Origin of the sequence: Nocardia sp. NPDC019395 (genome assembly GCF_040632335.1) — a bacterium.
Classification (GTDB): Bacteria; Actinomycetota; Actinomycetes; order Mycobacteriales; family Mycobacteriaceae; genus Nocardia.
Genome location: NZ_JBEYBT010000006.1, coordinates 181,302 through 196,063, shown reverse-complemented (window position 1 = coordinate 196,063; position 14,762 = coordinate 181,302). Strand labels below are relative to the sequence as shown.

Annotated in this window: 16 protein-coding genes; 3 read left to right on the top strand and 13 right to left on the bottom strand. The window is 67.2% G+C overall.

Going from position 1 to position 14,762, the window contains the following annotated elements; genetic code table 11:
* Window positions 1–2 precede the first annotated feature (2 nt).
* The gene (locus tag ABZ827_RS17985; protein WP_357237893.1) at window positions 3–656 is read left to right on the top strand and encodes a Uma2 family endonuclease; all 654 of its coding nucleotides are present in this window, start codon (window positions 3–5) and stop codon (window positions 654–656) included.
* Between the two features lie 30 nt (window positions 657–686).
* Window positions 687–1,373, top strand: coding sequence for a class I SAM-dependent methyltransferase (locus tag ABZ827_RS17980; protein ID WP_357237892.1), 687 nt, complete (start codon window positions 687–689; stop codon window positions 1,371–1,373).
* A gap of 9 nt (window positions 1,374–1,382) precedes the next feature.
* Here ABZ827_RS17980 and ABZ827_RS17975 read toward each other — a convergent pair whose 3' ends face one another.
* Entirely contained in the window at window positions 1,383–2,117 is a 735-nt protein-coding gene (locus ABZ827_RS17975; RefSeq protein ID WP_357237891.1) for an alpha/beta fold hydrolase, read from the bottom strand.
* Between the two features lie 140 nt (window positions 2,118–2,257).
* Window positions 2,258–2,824, bottom strand: a complete 567-nt coding sequence (locus ABZ827_RS17970; RefSeq protein WP_357237890.1) for a helix-turn-helix domain-containing protein — start codon at window positions 2,822–2,824, stop codon at window positions 2,258–2,260.
* Window positions 2,825–2,924: 100 nt separating this feature from the next.
* Here ABZ827_RS17970 and ABZ827_RS17965 point away from each other — a divergent pair, with 100 nt between their 5' ends.
* The gene (locus ABZ827_RS17965) at window positions 2,925–3,848 is read left to right on the top strand and encodes an NmrA family NAD(P)-binding protein (RefSeq protein ID WP_357237889.1); all 924 of its coding nucleotides are present in this window, start codon (window positions 2,925–2,927) and stop codon (window positions 3,846–3,848) included.
* Window positions 3,849–3,859: 11 nt separating this feature from the next.
* Here the strand turns inward: ABZ827_RS17965 and ABZ827_RS17960 are convergent, their stop codons facing one another.
* The 11 genes from ABZ827_RS17960 to ABZ827_RS17910 form a co-directional block, all read right to left on the bottom strand.
* Window positions 3,860–4,804: a MerR family transcriptional regulator gene (locus ABZ827_RS17960; protein ID WP_357237888.1), complete on the bottom strand. Its 945-nt coding sequence runs from the start codon at window positions 4,802–4,804 to the stop codon at window positions 3,860–3,862.
* Window positions 4,805–5,061: 257 nt separating this feature from the next.
* On the bottom strand, window positions 5,062–5,538 hold the full coding sequence (locus ABZ827_RS17955; RefSeq protein ID WP_357237887.1) for a hypothetical protein: 477 nt from the start codon (window positions 5,536–5,538) through the stop codon (window positions 5,062–5,064).
* Window positions 5,535–6,809 (bottom strand): DUF58 domain-containing protein, encoded by a 1,275-nt coding sequence (locus ABZ827_RS17950; RefSeq protein WP_357237886.1) that lies wholly within the window; start codon window positions 6,807–6,809, stop codon window positions 5,535–5,537. Before ABZ827_RS17950 ends, ABZ827_RS17955 begins: the two co-directional genes overlap by 4 nt.
* Window positions 6,806–7,768 carry a MoxR family ATPase gene (locus ABZ827_RS17945; RefSeq protein WP_357237885.1) on the bottom strand — a complete coding sequence of 321 codons (963 nt, stop codon included), beginning with the start codon at window positions 7,766–7,768 and terminating at the stop codon, window positions 6,806–6,808. Before ABZ827_RS17945 ends, ABZ827_RS17950 begins: the two co-directional genes overlap by 4 nt.
* A gap of 28 nt (window positions 7,769–7,796) precedes the next feature.
* Entirely contained in the window at window positions 7,797–8,291 is a 495-nt protein-coding gene (locus ABZ827_RS17940; protein WP_357237884.1) for a hypothetical protein, read from the bottom strand.
* Window positions 8,288–9,316 carry a DUF4129 domain-containing protein gene (locus tag ABZ827_RS17935; protein WP_357237883.1) on the bottom strand — a complete coding sequence of 343 codons (1,029 nt, stop codon included), beginning with the start codon at window positions 9,314–9,316 and terminating at the stop codon, window positions 8,288–8,290. Before ABZ827_RS17935 ends, ABZ827_RS17940 begins: the two co-directional genes overlap by 4 nt.
* 445 nt (window positions 9,317–9,761) lie before the next feature.
* Window positions 9,762–10,955 (bottom strand): lipid-transfer protein, encoded by a 1,194-nt coding sequence (locus tag ABZ827_RS17930; protein WP_357237882.1) that lies wholly within the window; start codon window positions 10,953–10,955, stop codon window positions 9,762–9,764.
* Window positions 10,956–11,154: 199 nt separating this feature from the next.
* Complete coding sequence (locus tag ABZ827_RS17925) at window positions 11,155–11,577, bottom strand: MaoC family dehydratase (RefSeq protein WP_357237881.1); 423 nt, start codon at window positions 11,575–11,577, stop codon at window positions 11,155–11,157.
* On the bottom strand, window positions 11,574–12,461 hold the full coding sequence (locus ABZ827_RS17920) for a MaoC family dehydratase N-terminal domain-containing protein (RefSeq protein WP_357238003.1): 888 nt from the start codon (window positions 12,459–12,461) through the stop codon (window positions 11,574–11,576). Before ABZ827_RS17920 ends, ABZ827_RS17925 begins: the two co-directional genes overlap by 4 nt.
* Window positions 12,462–12,541: 80 nt before the next feature.
* Window positions 12,542–13,711: an acyl-CoA dehydrogenase family protein gene (locus tag ABZ827_RS17915; protein WP_357237880.1), complete on the bottom strand. Its 1,170-nt coding sequence runs from the start codon at window positions 13,709–13,711 to the stop codon at window positions 12,542–12,544.
* Window positions 13,696–14,760, bottom strand: a complete 1,065-nt coding sequence (locus tag ABZ827_RS17910; protein ID WP_357237879.1) for an acyl-CoA dehydrogenase family protein — start codon at window positions 14,758–14,760, stop codon at window positions 13,696–13,698. Before ABZ827_RS17910 ends, ABZ827_RS17915 begins: the two co-directional genes overlap by 16 nt.
* Window positions 14,761–14,762: the final 2 nt, after the last annotated feature.

Sequence of the window (14,762 nt, the reverse complement as noted above, 5' to 3'; positions counted from 1 at the left end):
GTATGTCCCTGCCGCGCGTCGACCGGCCCGAACTGCCCGAGTACATGACTTGGGAGGAACTCGAGCAGCTCCCCGAGGAGATCGCCGCGCAGATCGAGCTCTGGGACGGCCGTGTCGTATGGGTCCGCCGGGGTCCGGCAGAACACCAGGTTTTCACCAACCGGCTGTGGGCGGCGCTCGAACAGCACACCCGCGAGGTCAACCGGACGACACCCGACCAGTGCTGGCGGGTCACCACCGAGACGAATGTCTTCCTCGGGGAGAACGGTAAGATCGACTTCTTGACACCGGATTTCCTGGTGCACCGGTGTCTGGGCTCGCCTTACCAAGACATTCGTGCTGCCGACACCCTTCTGGTCGGCGAGGTGTTGTCGCCGTCGAACACGCAATCGGATATGGAGTCCAAGAAGGCCCGCTACGCAGGAGCCGGGATCCCCTGGTATTGGGAGATCACCCTCGCGCGTGAGGAAAGCGCAATCGCGACAATCCGCGCGTACGCACTGGAAACAAGACCTGGTGAACTGCCGCCGGGTGTACGGCCACTTCATCCGGCCAATTACCTGATGGCCGGCGAATGGACGCGAGCCGATAGCACAGGGATTCGGATCAGCTTCCCTTTCCCGATCGCAATCGACTGGTCCGCACTCGAATTCTGATCTCAGCGAAACCGACAGGAAGTGACGCAGGTGCCGGATAGATCGGGACCGACAACCGACGATCCATTCGACGGCCGGACCCCGACCAGCCACGAACGTATGGCCGGGCGGCCCTGGGACGCGTCGTACCACGACGGTCCCGCACCCTGGGATCTCGGCGGACCACAGCCAGCGGTGGAGCGCGTGGTCGCCGCCGGCGGATTCAGCGGAGCGGTACTGGACGCGGGATGCGGGACCGGCGAGAACACGCTGCTCATCGCCGCTCAGGGTCTACCGGTGCTCGGCGTGGACGTCGCCGAAACCGCGCTGGCGACCGCGCGCGAGACTGCTGCCGAGCGCGGTATCGAGGCGGAGTTCGCAACGGCCGACGCCCTCCACCTGGAACGTTTGGAGCGCCGGTTCGACACCGTGCTCGACAGCGGACTGTTCCACACTTTGGATGCGGGCGAGCGTTCCGAGTACGTGGCGGGCCTGGCTGCGGTGACCGAACCCGGGGCAACCCTCTATGTGCTGTGCTTCAGCGATACCGGACCCGACCCGGGCCCGCACCCCGTCCGCCGCGACGAGTTGGACACCGCCTTCGGGCCCGGTACCGGTTGGCGGATCGAGTCCATCGAACCGGAGCGGGTCGGGACGAGGTTCCACGACACCGGCGCACCGGGCTGGCTCGCGACGATCGAACGGGTCCCGGTGGGCGGTTCGGCTCCGCAGGCGTAGCGCGAACCGCTACGGACAGGTCGTGGCGAGCGGGCCCCCGCGCAGCGCGGAGGCGATCAGTTGCTGGAATGCGCGGTCGCGGGGCTCGTCACGGTGTATCACGTGACGACCCGGGCAGAACTGCTGAACACTCGCGTTGAACGCGCCTGGCAGCGGCCTGCGTTCGGGACCCTCGTTTTCCGAGAACAGGTGGTAGGCGGGAAGACCGAGCGGCACCGCGGGCGGTTGGTTGAGTTCCCGCAGGAACTCCGAACCGGGTGCGATATCGCCGCATCCGGGCCAGAACAAGCCACACAGATCGCCGAGGATCTGGCCGGAATTCGGCGTGCCGATATCGACGTAGGTCCCCACCGATTCGAGGCCGTTCAGGAACTTGACGTAGTGCCGTGCGGCGAGCCCACCCATCGAATGGCCGACCAGATCGACCCGGGCGGCTCCGGTCTCCTGCCGGATGGTTGCCACGGTGTCGGCGACCGCTCCCGCCGATTCGGCGATCGGAGCGGAACCGGTCGGCGAACCCGAGAGGGACGGCACGCTGAGAAGAACCATGGAATAGGCCGCATGCCCGTCGTCGGCCAGCGCCTCCCGCAGCTTCTCCATGATCCCGAGGTCGGCATCGAATCCACCGATCACCAGCACGGGGTTCGGCGCCACCGGGTCGGCTCGGGCGACCCCGGCGGTGCCGAGGCCCAGGCATACGGCTAGCAAGACGATTCGAACGAGCTGCGCAAGAATGGTTTTCATCGACCTGCTTTCGTGAGCCGACGATCTGCTGGGGCTTGCGAATATCTCCGCCGATCTTGGATGCTAACGCGGCATCCCGGAAGCCGTGGGAGGCGCGGCGGCAGAGTCCCCCGCCGGGGCCCGCAAGGCCCGCTCCTCGCTCAGATCTGCGGGCTCAGTCCCGCGACCGCCAGCCGGAAGAGCCGGTCGGCACGGGTCGCGGCATCGGCGCCGTGTTCCGTGGCCAGGGCGATGCCGACGATCAGCGTGATCAGTTCGGCGACAGTGACGTCTTTCGCCACCACGCCGTCGCGTATCGCGCGGTCCAGCAAAGGGTCCGCCGCGTCGTACAGCCTGGCCGAGCAGGCGTTCTCGTGTACCGGATCGGAACCGGAGTCGTCGTAGGACAGCGCGGCCGCCAGTCCCCGGGCGGATACGCAGTAGTCGACAACATCGCTCAGCCAGTCCAGGAGCGCCTTTCGGCTGTCGCTCTCACCGGACAGGTCGCGGGCGCGGACGCGCAGGGCCTCGATCCGATGCTGGGAGACCGCCTCCAGCAATGCCTGCCGGGTGGGGAAATGCCGGCGCACGGTGGCCGAGCCCACGCCCGCGGTGCGGGCTATCTGTTCCAGGGAGGCGTCGGCACCGTGGGCGGCGACCTCCTCCTCGGCCACGGCGAGGATGCGCGCGTAGTTGCGCCGGGCGTCGGCGCGCTGACTTTCGGGCATTGCGTCATCTCCAGGGTTGCTAAGTGGCGGGCCCCGCCGTATCGTACCGGAATATAAACGGCGGGCCCCGCCATTTATTCGTCCGGACCTCAGGAGCAGCATGTCCACAGATTCCGCACCCGTACTGGTCACCGGCGCCACCGGCAGACAGGGCGGCGCCACCGCCCGCGCCCTGCTCGCGGCAGGAGTGCCCGTCCGTGCCCTGGTCCGCGACCCGGCGACCGACCGGGCGAAGGCGGTGGAGGCGCTCGGTGCCGAACTGGTCACCGGCGATCTGCACGACCGGGATTCCGTGACCCGGGCGGCCGAGGGCGTACGCGCCGTCTTCTCCGTGCAGATGCCGGGTATGACGGCCACCGGCTTCGATTTCGAAGGAGAAGTAACCCAGGGCGTCAACCTCGTCGACGGCGCGAAGACCGCCGGGGTGCCGCAGTTCGTGCACACATCGGTCTCCGGCGCCGGGCAGCACACCGAAACCCCCGGCTGGGCCGAAGGCCGCTGGACCTCGATGGAACCCACGCTCGGCGCCAAGAGCGCGATCCAGGACTACGTCCGCGCGGCCGGTTTTCGGCACTGGACCCTGCTCAAACCGGGCTTCTTCATGGAGAACTTCCTGCCGTCCATGGCATTTCTCTTCCCCCGCGGAATCGCAGGCGGCCTGGTGAGTGTGCTGCACCCCGAGACCTGGCTGTCGCTGGCCGCCGTGGACGATATCGGCAGCGCGGCCGCCGCGGCCATCGCCGACCCGGAGCGTTTCGACAGAGTAGAGCTGGAACTGGCCAGCGACTACCTATCGATGACGGAAATCGCCGCGGTCCTCTCCGATGCGCTCGGTACGCGACTCCCCGCACCGGATATGACCGAGGAACAGGCACGCGCCGCCGGAATGCCGGATATGGGCGCCGGACACGAATGGCTGAACGTGGCCGGCCAGCCGGGCCGCCCGCAGTACGCCAGGGATCTCGGCCTCCCGCTCACCCGCTTCGCCGACTGGGCACGAAAGTACCTGCGCGCCACCGCGTGACACGGTCGAGTTCAGCGCTCGGTCACCAGCGACGCACGTAACGCGAGGCCGAACCAACTGAACACCGGTTCCAGGTCGGGAAGCGGGGGCCAGCCGTTGATGGTTCCCACCAGCTGCCAGTACCGGGTGACCCGGGGGTCATCGGCGACCTCCAGACGTTCGAGAATCCAGCGTCGCAGCGGACGGCCGTCCTCCTTACCGAAAGTCTCGGCATACTGCCTGGTCAGCCCCGCGATCACCGGCTGCGCCGCCGCCGATTCCGGTGCGATCCCGGCCGCCAGCGCCCGGCTCACCTCTTCGCGCACGGCCTCGGTGAGCTCATGGTGCAGACCCGTGGTGTCGCCTTCGGCCCGCTCCTTCGCCTGATATTCGGCCATCCGGCGCACCGCCGCCCGGAAGTCGTCGTCCCGCACCAGTTCCACGAGTTCCATCCAAGCCCGGACCTGCTCGGTGGTGGGCTCCCCGGGCAGGTCCGGCATGCTCGACCGCAGCAACTCCACGACAGCGGGGTTGGCCTCGACACCGCCGAAAGTGCCGTCGACGAAATCATGGATGAGGCGGTGCCGTTCGGCCTCCGACAGGTTCACCAATTTGTGCATCAGATCCATCTCCTGTGGGTTCGAGTCCCGTTCGGCCACCGCCCGTAACACCGCACGCCGCAACCGCAGCGTCCGGATCTGCACATCGAGCGCGTCCGCGTGCGCCGCCGCCACCTCACTCAATGAGGTCTCGCGGGCCAGGATGCGCCGCACGGTCGCCAGATCGATATCCAGTTCGCGCAGTGTGCGGACCAACTCCAGACGTGCCAGCGCACGCGTGTCGTAGAGGCGGTAGCCGGCCGGGCTGTAACTGGTCGCCGGGACGATCCCCTTATCGGAGTAGAACCGGATCGTCTTGACCGTGAGACCGGTCCGCGTAGCCAGTGCCCCGATAGTGAAGAGCGTCTCGTCGTCCATACGAGTACCTTCCTGTCTCCCCTTACAGGAGAGTCAAACTGCATCCACGACCCGGATAGAGTCGAACGGGATCGATGAGAGCGCGCGGCCGTCGCATTCCAGGAGACCGAGGGCGAGCACGTAATGCTTGCTGCTCAACGCCAGGGTGCACCGGTCAGAGCAGGAACCCGAGCACGACAGGCGCTGACGAATCGACAAAGACCGGCGCCTGCCGGACTATGTCGCACCCAGGTGCCACTGTTCTCGCCGCGTCCCGCTCAGCCCGGAGCTGCCGAACCCTCCGCTGCCTCTGGTACCGGTTTCGCCGGACGCCTCCGGGTCGCGGTGATGCTGTACGTGAGGATCGAGGACAGCAGGATCACCAGAACCGGTGCCACCACAGGCGACCAGGCCAGTTCGATCGGTAGCACTGCCGCCGCGCCCGCCGCGCCGGTCCACAGGACCGCGCCGACCACCGAGGGCAGCGTCGTGGGGACCACCCCGCGCGGCGCTGTCACGGTCGCGATATTCAACAAGTAGGTAGTGGAGACCAAGCCCGCGGCCGCGGCTGCCATCAGGCTGGTTTGCGACAGACCCAGGACTCCGATCACCAGTAGGACCGCGCCGACTGCCGCGAGCCGCCACCAGCGGCCGATAACCACCAGGATGATCGCGGCGGGTGCCGCCCAGGGCTGGACGAGTGCGACCAGCAGCACCAGCAGGGTCCCGGAGAGATGGGCGAGAAATTTGATCATCGGCGCACCCGGATCCTCCGGCGGTGCTGGGGCAGCAGGCGCATCGTCTGGTCGAGGCGGGTATCAGCGGCCCAGTTGACGATATCCACGCCGACCGTGCTCATATCGCGGTACATCGACATCCGCTCCAGTTGCCACATCTTCTCCATGATGGGGTCGAGGTCGTCGGCGAAGGGGCTGCCGCGCAGTACGTCCACCGCCACCACGACATGCCCGCGTTTGCGCAGGTCGATCAGGGCGAGCGCGAACTGGGTGTCCAGCAGTGTGGAGAACGCGATGACGATCGCGCCGAGCGGAACCGCGGCGTACGGGGCGAGCGTGCCGGTGGTGGGGATATGTTCGTCCCCCACATCGAGCACGGTGTCGACGATCCGGTAGAACTGCCGGCGGCCGATATCGGGGCGCAACCAGCGCGGCGACCGGCCGAGGCAGACCACGGCGGTGCGGTCGCCGGCTTGCAGGGTGGACTGCACCACCTGCGCCGCGCCGCGGACCGACTGTTCGAGCGCGTCGGTGGCCGGGCCGGGCGCCTGCTGGGACGTATCCACCAGGACGACCACATCGGCGGACCGGTTGGTCAGGCGTTCGGTCACATACAACCGGCCCCGCCGGGCACTCACCGGCCAGTTCACGATGCGCAACTGGTCACCCGGAGCGTAGGCGCGGATATCGGCGTATTCCACCCCGGGTCCGTGCTTACGGGTGAGATGGATCCCGAGGCGTTCGGGAAGTTCGGTGCGCGGCAGGCGCATCCGCTGCGGATCGGTGATCGGATAGACGAAGATTTCGCCGGCGGGCAGGGTCGCGGTGGCCAGCGCCATCCCGGCCGGGCTCAGCGCTTCCACCCGCACCGACAGCGGATACCGGCCCCACCGTTGGGCCGATACCGTCAACCGCAACCCGGCGGGCGCGGTCCCGGAATCCGATGATTCGTCCACGGTGACCGTCATCCCCTGGGTCGCCACCGGCCGGCAGCGCAACAGGGCGTGCCCCTGGTCGACGAACGCGGCGATGGTGACGGTGACCTGCTCACCTTCGAAACACCGCTGTGTCCCACCGCCGTCCACCTGGATCCTGGTGCGGTTCACCTGCCATGGCGCACTGGCCAGGACCCCGAGCATGGGTGCCGCGAAAACCACCAGCTGCCAGCTGGCCGTTATCACCGCACCGAGCAGCGCGACGGCCGAGGCGATGGCGAGCAGATAGGTCAGTGGGGCGGGGCGCCATCGCAGCTTCGCCTCCACTGTGGCCCTGGCGTCGCGGTGTCTCATCGGGTGGCGGCGCGCGGAACCGGGAGCCGGCGCAGTAGTTCGCCGATCACATCCTCGCCGCGGATCCGGCGCACCCACATTTCCGGCCGCAGGGTGATCCGGTGCGCCATCGCGGGCACGGCGAGGGATTTCACATCTTCGGGGATGACATAGTCGCGGCCGTTCAGCAGCGCGCGGGCGCGTGCCATCTGCACCAGATCCAATTCCGACCGCGGACTGGCCCCGACCTCCACCTGTGCGTGACCGCGGGTCGCCGCGGCCAAGGCCACCACATAACCCACCACATCCGGGTGCACGGAGACGAATTCCACCGCGTGCCGCATCTCCATCAGCCCCTGGGCGTCAACCACCTGATGTACCCGCGGCGAAACGGCACCGCGTTCGAGCCGCCGGCGGATCATCTCGGTTTCGTCGAGTTCGGAGAGGTAGCCGAGCCGCAACTGGAGGGCGAAACGATCCAGCTGAGCTTCCGGCAGCGGGTAGGTGCCCTCGTATTCGATGGGGTTGTCGGTGGCCAGTACGACGAACGGCTGTGGCAGCGGGAAGGTTTCGCCGTCGATACTCACCTGCCCTTCGGCCATCGCCTCCAGCAACGCCGCCTGGGTTTTCGGCGGGGTGCGGTTCACCTCGTCCGCGAGCAGCATATGGGTGAACACCGGGCCCCGGCGGAAGGTGAACCGGCCGGTGGACATGTCGTAGATCGTGGAGCCGAGGAGATCCGCTGGCAGCAGGTCGGGGGTGAACTGCACCCGGGTGAAATCCAAACCGAGAGCGGCCGCGAACGATCGGGCAATCAGCGTTTTGCCCAGGCCGGGCAGATCCTCGATCAACACATGCCCGCCGGACAGTATCGCGATCATGATGAGCTGTAGCTCTTCGCGTTTACCCACCACGACCCGGGATACCTCCCGGAGCACGGCTTCGGTTCGCTGGACAGTCGCGTCCAAGGGCAGTGTCATGTCATTTCTCGCAATGTGTCGACCCGTTTCACATTCTCTGAAGGCGGCTCAGGATCTCGTCCAGAGCCGCTCGACCCGGCGCGGGCGTGTTCTGGTCACGCAACGCCGAATCCGCCGGATCCACCCAGCGCCACAGCTCGGCACCGAACAGATGGACCCCGGCACTTTCCAGCGCCCGCCGGTTCTTGCTGACTCGCAGCCCGGCGGACAATTGGAATTCTTTGGCCAGCAGGGGACGCAGGTGCCGGTCCCAATCAGCCCGGCTCCCGTCGGCACGGTCGGCGAGCATCTGGGCGCGGGCATGCCAGTGGTGCAGCATTTCGGCGGGCCCGTTGGCCATCTCGTCGACGAATTCCTTCTCTTTCTTCTCCGGGCGCAACAGCACCCAGACGAAGCAGCACAGTGCGATCGCCACCGGGACTCCGGCGGCGACCAGCATGAATTCCCGGGCCCGGACAAAGGCCACGGCTTCGAATCCGGCGACCGCGAGGATCGCGGCCACGACTATCCAGGGTCTGGTCACCGGCCCCCCATCCCGCTCGGTGCGCCGGGCATATAGGCGGCCGGGTCCGGTTCTTCCGAAGCAGCCGGGGCGGGAATCGGCGCACCCAGATCCGAGAGAACCACCCGCAGTAGCTGTTCGGCGCGCATCCGCTGCCACGCCAGCATGTCGTGTGGACTGAACCGGGCCTCTTCGAACAGCGCGACCAGTTCACGGGCCGAGGCATCGTGCAGGGCACCGCGTTCGAACGCCCGGGCCAGCACCTCCATCGGAGTATCGGAGGCCAGCGGGGCGGCTCCCTGGGCATAGATGAGGCCGCGCTCCATCGCCACATAGCAGGCGATGATCGCGGTGCGCGGGTCCTGCCCGGGCGCGTTCATCGCGGCCAAACCCATTTCCGCCGCCTTGACCAGGGACAGGGTTTCGCTGCGCAGTTCCTCGGCGGCGGCATCGGCGACTGCCTCGTCCTCCGCCCGGCGCTCCCGGCGCTGCGTATTCACGGTGACGACGACCAGTCCGGTGACCGCGACGGCGACCAGCGTGCCGGCCGAGGCGGTGGCCAGGATCAGACCGGTGCCGGTGAGCACCGGTTGGTCTTCTTCGGTACCCGGCGGCGCGACAGGCCGGGTCGTCTGTTCGGAGCTCTGCGGCGGTGCCGCCGGAACCTGTTCGGCGGTGCGCTGGAATCCGATGAAATAGACCGCGAAGGCGACCGCTGCCAGGACTCCGGCGACAGCCAGGAGGAACAGCACGATCAACCCGAGGCGGCCGAGTTGCCAGGGCTGTTCGGATTCGTCGGTGTCGAGGTCGGGCATGGCCAGGGGCAGCCGGTGCTGGCTGGCGATGACACCGGCCAGCAGCACCACGATCGAGACGGTGAGCAGCACCGGCATGAGGACGACGGAAAGGACGGCGGGTGTGCTGTCCGCGTTCTCCTCGGGACTGTCCGGCATCCCGGGGATATATCCGCGCAGGGCGAGGACAGCGCAGAACAGCAGCGCGAACACCGCCACAATGCGCGCGATCAGCGCCCGCGACCCGGCCAACCCGATACCTCGAAAACTTGCACAGCTGAGAACAGCCACATAGTTACATGCCGGACGGCCGGTCCGGTGGCGATTCGACAATATGAAATAGCGACTTTTCCACTTGGACCAGCTCCTGGCCGGCAAACGTACTGCCCATTGCGTAATCGACAGTTATATCTTGTTCCCCGCTGTGAAAACTCACAAGCGTTCCAGGAGACCCGTGAATATCGCCGCGGCCACCCGCACCGGGTGCCGTCTCGGTAGACGAGCTATCCGCCGGGGATTCGGCCGCGTCCCGGCTCGAGTCCATCGGGATCGACGGTTCATCCCGGCGGAATCGCTCGGCTACCCGCACCCCCGGTTATCGCTGCCGGTCCACGCGCCCAGCGCATACGCCCGTGCTCCGGGCGCGTGGTCCACATACATCCGCATTCGCCGGGCCGGCCGGCCGCGGCTCCGCCCGTCAGGAGGCGCGGTCGGCGCTGAGTACCAGTCCCGAGGTCGGAACCCCGGTGCCCGCGGTGACCAGAACGTTCTCCACCTGGTCGACCTGATTCACCGATTTTCCGCGCAACTGCCGGACTCCTTCGGCGATACCGTTCATCCCGTGGATGTACGCCTCGCCCAATTGGCCGCCGTGCGTATTGATCGGTAGCTTTCCACCGATTTCGATAGTCCCGTCGGCGATGAAATCCTTCGCCTCGCCGCGTGGGCAGAATCCCAGTTCCTCCAGCTGCATGAGCACAAAAGGAGTGAAGTGGTCGTACAGAATGGCGGCCTGCATATCGTCGGGACGCAATCCGCTCTGTTCCCACAACTGGTCGCCGACCAGACCCATTTCCGGGAGCCCGGTCAGCGCGTCACGGTAGTAGCTGGTCATCACGTATTGGTCCGCGCCGCTGCCCTGGGCCGCGGCGGTGATCACGGCCGCCGGGTTGGGCAGATCCCGCGCCCGTTCCACACTGGTCACCACGATCGCCACCCCGCCGTCGGATTCCTGACAGCAGTCCAGCAGATGCAGTGGCTCGGCGATCCAGCGCGATTTCTGATGATCCTCGAGCGTGATCGGCTTGTTGTAGAAGAAGGCGTTGGGGTTCACCGCGGCGTGTTTACGATCGGCGACGGCGATCCGGCCGAAATCCGCGCTGGTCGCGCCGTAGACGTGCATATAGCGGCGGGCCACCATCGCGACCTGCGCGGCCGGCGTGCCCAGTCCGTGCGGATAGGACCAGCCGGCGTCGATTCCCGAAGAGGTCGGCGCGGCGGCGAGCGAGCTCGAGAACTGCCCGAACCGCGATACCGACCGTTCGTTGAACGCCCGGTACGCCACCACGACGTCCGCGACTCCGGTCGCCACGGCCATCGCCGCCTGTTGCACGGTGGCGCAGGCCGCACCGCCGCCGTAGCCGATATGGCTGAAGAACTTCAGCTGCGGGATACCCACCGCCCGCGCCACCGCGACCTGCAGGTTCGTATCCATGGTGAAGGTCGTCAGACCGTCGACGTCGGCCGGTGTCAGTCCCGCGTCGGCCAGGGCCGCGGTCACCGCCTCCGCCGCCAGCCGCAGTTCGCTGCGACCGGATTCCTTGGAGAAATCGGTGGCGCCGATACCCGCGATAGCGGCCCGGCCGGACAGTGGATGATCGGATGTTGTCACACGAACCTCGTTCCGCGGGCCACGAAAGCCCTCGCTCCGCCTGCAGTTCTCACGCCGTATCCAATGGGCGTGAGCGAGGGCCCTACGTGGTTACGCTCCGCTGCCGCCTCCGGGCCTGACTCGCTCATGCGGTGTCGATTCGGCATGAGCGAGGGCCCTACGTGGTTACGCTCCGCTGCCGCCTCCGGGCCTGACTCGCTCATGCCGGGCCCCCCTGTCCAAGGGTCGCGACGACCTTCGCGATGATGTGGTCGCCCAGGCTGTCCTTGCCGACGACCTCGAGGTGGATATCGGCGCCCTCGATCGCCGTCACCTTCCCGGTGAGAGTGAGGGTGTCGTAGGCGTAGAGCGGCACCCCGAGGCGCAACGATATGGATTTCACCACGGTGCTCGGGCCGGACCAGTCGGTGACGAACCGCTGCACCAGCCCGGTATCGGTGAGGATATTGACGAAAATATCCTTGGATCCGCGCTCGACGGCCTTGTCCCGGTCATGGTGCACATCCTGGAAATCCCGGGTGGCCAGTGCGGTACTGATCACGAAGGTCGGATCGGCGTGGATCGACAGTTCGGGCAGTTCGGTACCGACCCGGACAGCGGCCGGATCGAATGTGGCGGTCATGCGATCACCTTCCAGAACGGCAGCACCGTATCGTCGTCCAGCTTCTCGAAACCGGCGACGACCTCCAGCCCCACCTCGACCTTCTCGGGGTCGATACCGCGCAGCTCGCCCAGCATCCGCACCCCCTCTTCGAGTTCCACCAGCGCGACCACGAACGGCAGAGCACGGCCCGGGACCTTGGGGGCGTGGTGCACGACGTAACTGAACACCGTGCCCTTACCGGAGGCCACGACATAGTCGACCGGTTCGGCCTTGTCCTGCCAGATCGCGGGCACCGGGGGGTGGCGCAGCGTTCCGTCGGGGGTTTTCTGGATCCGCAGCTCCCCGGCTTTGGTGCCTTCCCAGAAGAATTCGGTGTCGTGGGAGACCAGCGGGCGAACCCGGTCCGCGACCGAGGGCTTCGCCGGGGCACCGGTACCGGGCGCAAATTTCAGTATGCGGAAGAGCATTTCGGTGACGAGTTCGTCACCGACGTACCAGCTGGTGCGGTAGGTCAGGAAGAAACCCTCACCCAGCCCGGTCCGTTTCGGGCCGACGATACTGTCCAGCGCGCTGGTGATGTTCACCTCTTCACCGGGCCGCAGGTAGCGGTGGTAGATCTGCTCGCAGTTGGTGCCGACCACCGAGGTGTAGCCGGCGGAATCGAGCAGGGCGTTGGTGGACTCCATCGGATCGTCGGCGGGGCGGCGGCCACCCAGCCCCAGCATGGTCCACACCTGGGCCATGGCCGGTGGGGCGACGATCCCGTCGAAACCGGCGGCCTTGGCGGCGGCTTCGTCGACGTACACCGGGTTGGTGTCGCCGAGGGCTTCCACCCAGTTGTTGATCATGGGCTGGTTCACCGGGTCGCGGCCGGGGCGGGGAGAACTGGCGCCGGCGGCCATGATCTTCTCGGCGGCGGCGGTGATCGCTTCCGGAGTACTGGGATCAGGCACGCTGCTCCTTGTCGACGTGGAGTACCGCATCAGCGTGGCACTCGCGGCAATTTCAGGCCCGCGGAGGCGACGAGTTCGCGCATCACCTCGTTGACGCCGCCACCGAAAGTGACCACCAGGTTCTGTTTGGTGCGGCGGTCGAGCCAGGTCATCAGTTCGGCGGTTGCCGGGTCCGCAGGGTCGCCGAAGCGTCCCATGATCTCCTCGGCCAGGCGGCCCGCCTCCTGCAGGGACTCGGTGGAGAAGATCTTGGTCGCCGAGGCGTCCGCGATGACCTGGGACGGATCGATGTCCTTATCGTCGGCAGTGGCCGCCACCTGCCAGTTCAGCAGTTCGTTGAGCCTGGTCATGGCGTGGATGCGGCCCAGTGCGCGCTGCGCTTCGGGTTCGTCGAGGATGGCCCGGGGGCGGGCCCAATCGCGGACCTTGTCGTAGAGCTGTTCGATCTTGCCGGACGGGCCCAGGCTGACCCGCTCGTGATTGAGCTGAGTGGTGATCAGCCGCCAGCCCTTGTTCTCCTCGCCGACCAGCATGCCCGCCGGAACGCGGACATCGTCGAAATAGGTGGCATTTGTGTGATGCGCACCGTCGGCGGTGATGATCGGGGTCCACGAATAGCCCGGATCGGAGGTATCGGCGATCAGAATCGTGATTCCGCGATGCCGGGATTCCACCGAACCCGTGCGGCAGGCCAGCCAGATGTAATCGGCCTCGTGCGCGCCGGTGGTGAAGATCTTCTGGCCGTTGACGACCCAATCACCGGCGTCGTCCTTCACCGCGCTGGTGCGCAGCGCAGCCAGGTCCGTGCCGGCTTCCGGTTCGGAATAGCCGATCGCGAAATGGATATCGCCGGAAAGGATCCCGGGCAGGAACTTCTCTTTCTGCTCACTCGTACCGAACTGCTGCAGCGTCGGGCCGACGGTCAGCAGAGTGACCAGGGGCAGCGGGACATCGGCGCGGGAGGCTTCGTTGTAGAAGATCTGCTGTTCGACCGGGCCGAAGCCCTGGCCGCCGTACTCCTTCGGCCAGCCGACACCCAGCCAGCCGTCGCTGCCCATCCGGCGGACCACCGCACGGTAGGCGTCGCCGTGCCGGTTGACCGCCATCTCGGCGTCCTCCTCCGGCGTGACGAGATCGGCGAAATAGGCGCGCAGGTCGGCGCGAAGTTTGCGTTGTTCGCTGGTCAGATCGATGAACACCCTGCCCCCAATCGTTCGAGCCGCAGCGCGGCGCCGCCCAGCCAGCGGGCGAGGTCTTTGGACTGTGAGTAGTAGCGGTGCATGGAGTGGGTGACATCCACCCCGATACCGCCGTGCAGGTGGTGACATTTCTGCATGGCACGCGGCAATTCCGCGGCAACAGTGTAGGCCAGCACGTTCAGATCGTCGTCGATCCGCTGCTGCTGTTCGGGGCCCGAGTCGTCCTGGCCCAGCGCCCAGTTCGCGGAAACCGCCGCGACGTGCAGTGTTCGCGATACCACGTACAGATCGGCGATCTGCTGCGCGACCGCCTGGAACTCCGCGAGCGGCCGGTTGAACTGGTGCCGGGTGCCGACATGCGCGGCGGTGAGTTTCACCGCGCCGGAGAGCAACCCGTCGGCGGCGGCGCCGATGGCGGCGAGCACGAGCCGGTGCAGCCGCGGGCCCGCATCGGGTAGCAGCCGGTCGGCCGGGATCGCGACCCCGTCCAGTTTCACCGAGAATTCCGGTAGTTCCCCGGAAACCGCGGACGGCGCCAACGAGAGGCCGGATGCGTTCGAATCCACCAGGGCGACACCGGAATCCGTGGTCACCAGGAGCCAGCGGGCCTGATCCGCGCAGGGCACCGCCACCTTGTAGCCGGTGATACGCGCGGTATCACCGGACACCTCGGCCTTGGTCGTGGGCTCGGTGGTCAGCGGGGCACCGCGTTCACTGATGGCCGCCGTCAGGACCGCGCCCTCCGCAACGGCCGGGAAAACCTCCGCGGCCACCGCCTCGGGCACCGCGCCCAGCAGGGGCAGTACGCCGAAACCCAGGGTGGGCAGGGCAGGCGCGGCGACGGCGTCGGTGGCCAGTTCGGTCAGTAGTACCGATACCGCGTCGATACCCATATCGTCGCCGCCGAACCGCGCCGGTAGCGCGACCGACAGCAGACCGGTCGCCGCCAGTTTCGGCCACAGCTCGCTGTCGCGCGCCGCCTCCCGCTCCAGGAGTCCGACGACGACCTCGGCCACCGCCTCCTGAGCTTCGTCTCGGGTGAAGTCCACGT

Bases quoted from the DNA above. Each gene is read 5' to 3' on its own strand.
- ABZ827_RS17985 (WP_357237893.1), top strand. From the start codon at position 3: ATGTCCCTGCCGCGCGTCGACCGGCCCGAACTGCCCGAGTACATGACT.
- ABZ827_RS17975 (WP_357237891.1), bottom strand. From the start codon at position 2,117: ATGAAAACCATTCTTGCGCAGCTCGTTCGAATCGTCTTGCTAGCCGTA.
- ABZ827_RS17970 (WP_357237890.1), bottom strand. From the start codon at position 2,824: ATGCCCGAAAGTCAGCGCGCCGACGCCCGGCGCAACTACGCGCGCATC.
- ABZ827_RS17965 (WP_357237889.1), top strand. From the start codon at position 2,925: ATGTCCACAGATTCCGCACCCGTACTGGTCACCGGCGCCACCGGCAGA.
- ABZ827_RS17960 (WP_357237888.1), bottom strand. From the start codon at position 4,804: ATGGACGACGAGACGCTCTTCACTATCGGGGCACTGGCTACGCGGACC.
- ABZ827_RS17955 (WP_357237887.1), bottom strand. From the start codon at position 5,538: ATGATCAAATTTCTCGCCCATCTCTCCGGGACCCTGCTGGTGCTGCTG.
- ABZ827_RS17950 (WP_357237886.1), bottom strand. From the start codon at position 6,809: ATGAGACACCGCGACGCCAGGGCCACAGTGGAGGCGAAGCTGCGATGG.
- ABZ827_RS17945 (WP_357237885.1), bottom strand. From the start codon at position 7,768: ATGACACTGCCCTTGGACGCGACTGTCCAGCGAACCGAAGCCGTGCTC.
- ABZ827_RS17925 (WP_357237881.1), bottom strand. From the start codon at position 11,577: ATGACCGCCACATTCGATCCGGCCGCTGTCCGGGTCGGTACCGAACTG.
- ABZ827_RS17920 (WP_357238003.1), bottom strand. From the start codon at position 12,461: ATGGCCGCCGGCGCCAGTTCTCCCCGCCCCGGCCGCGACCCGGTGAAC.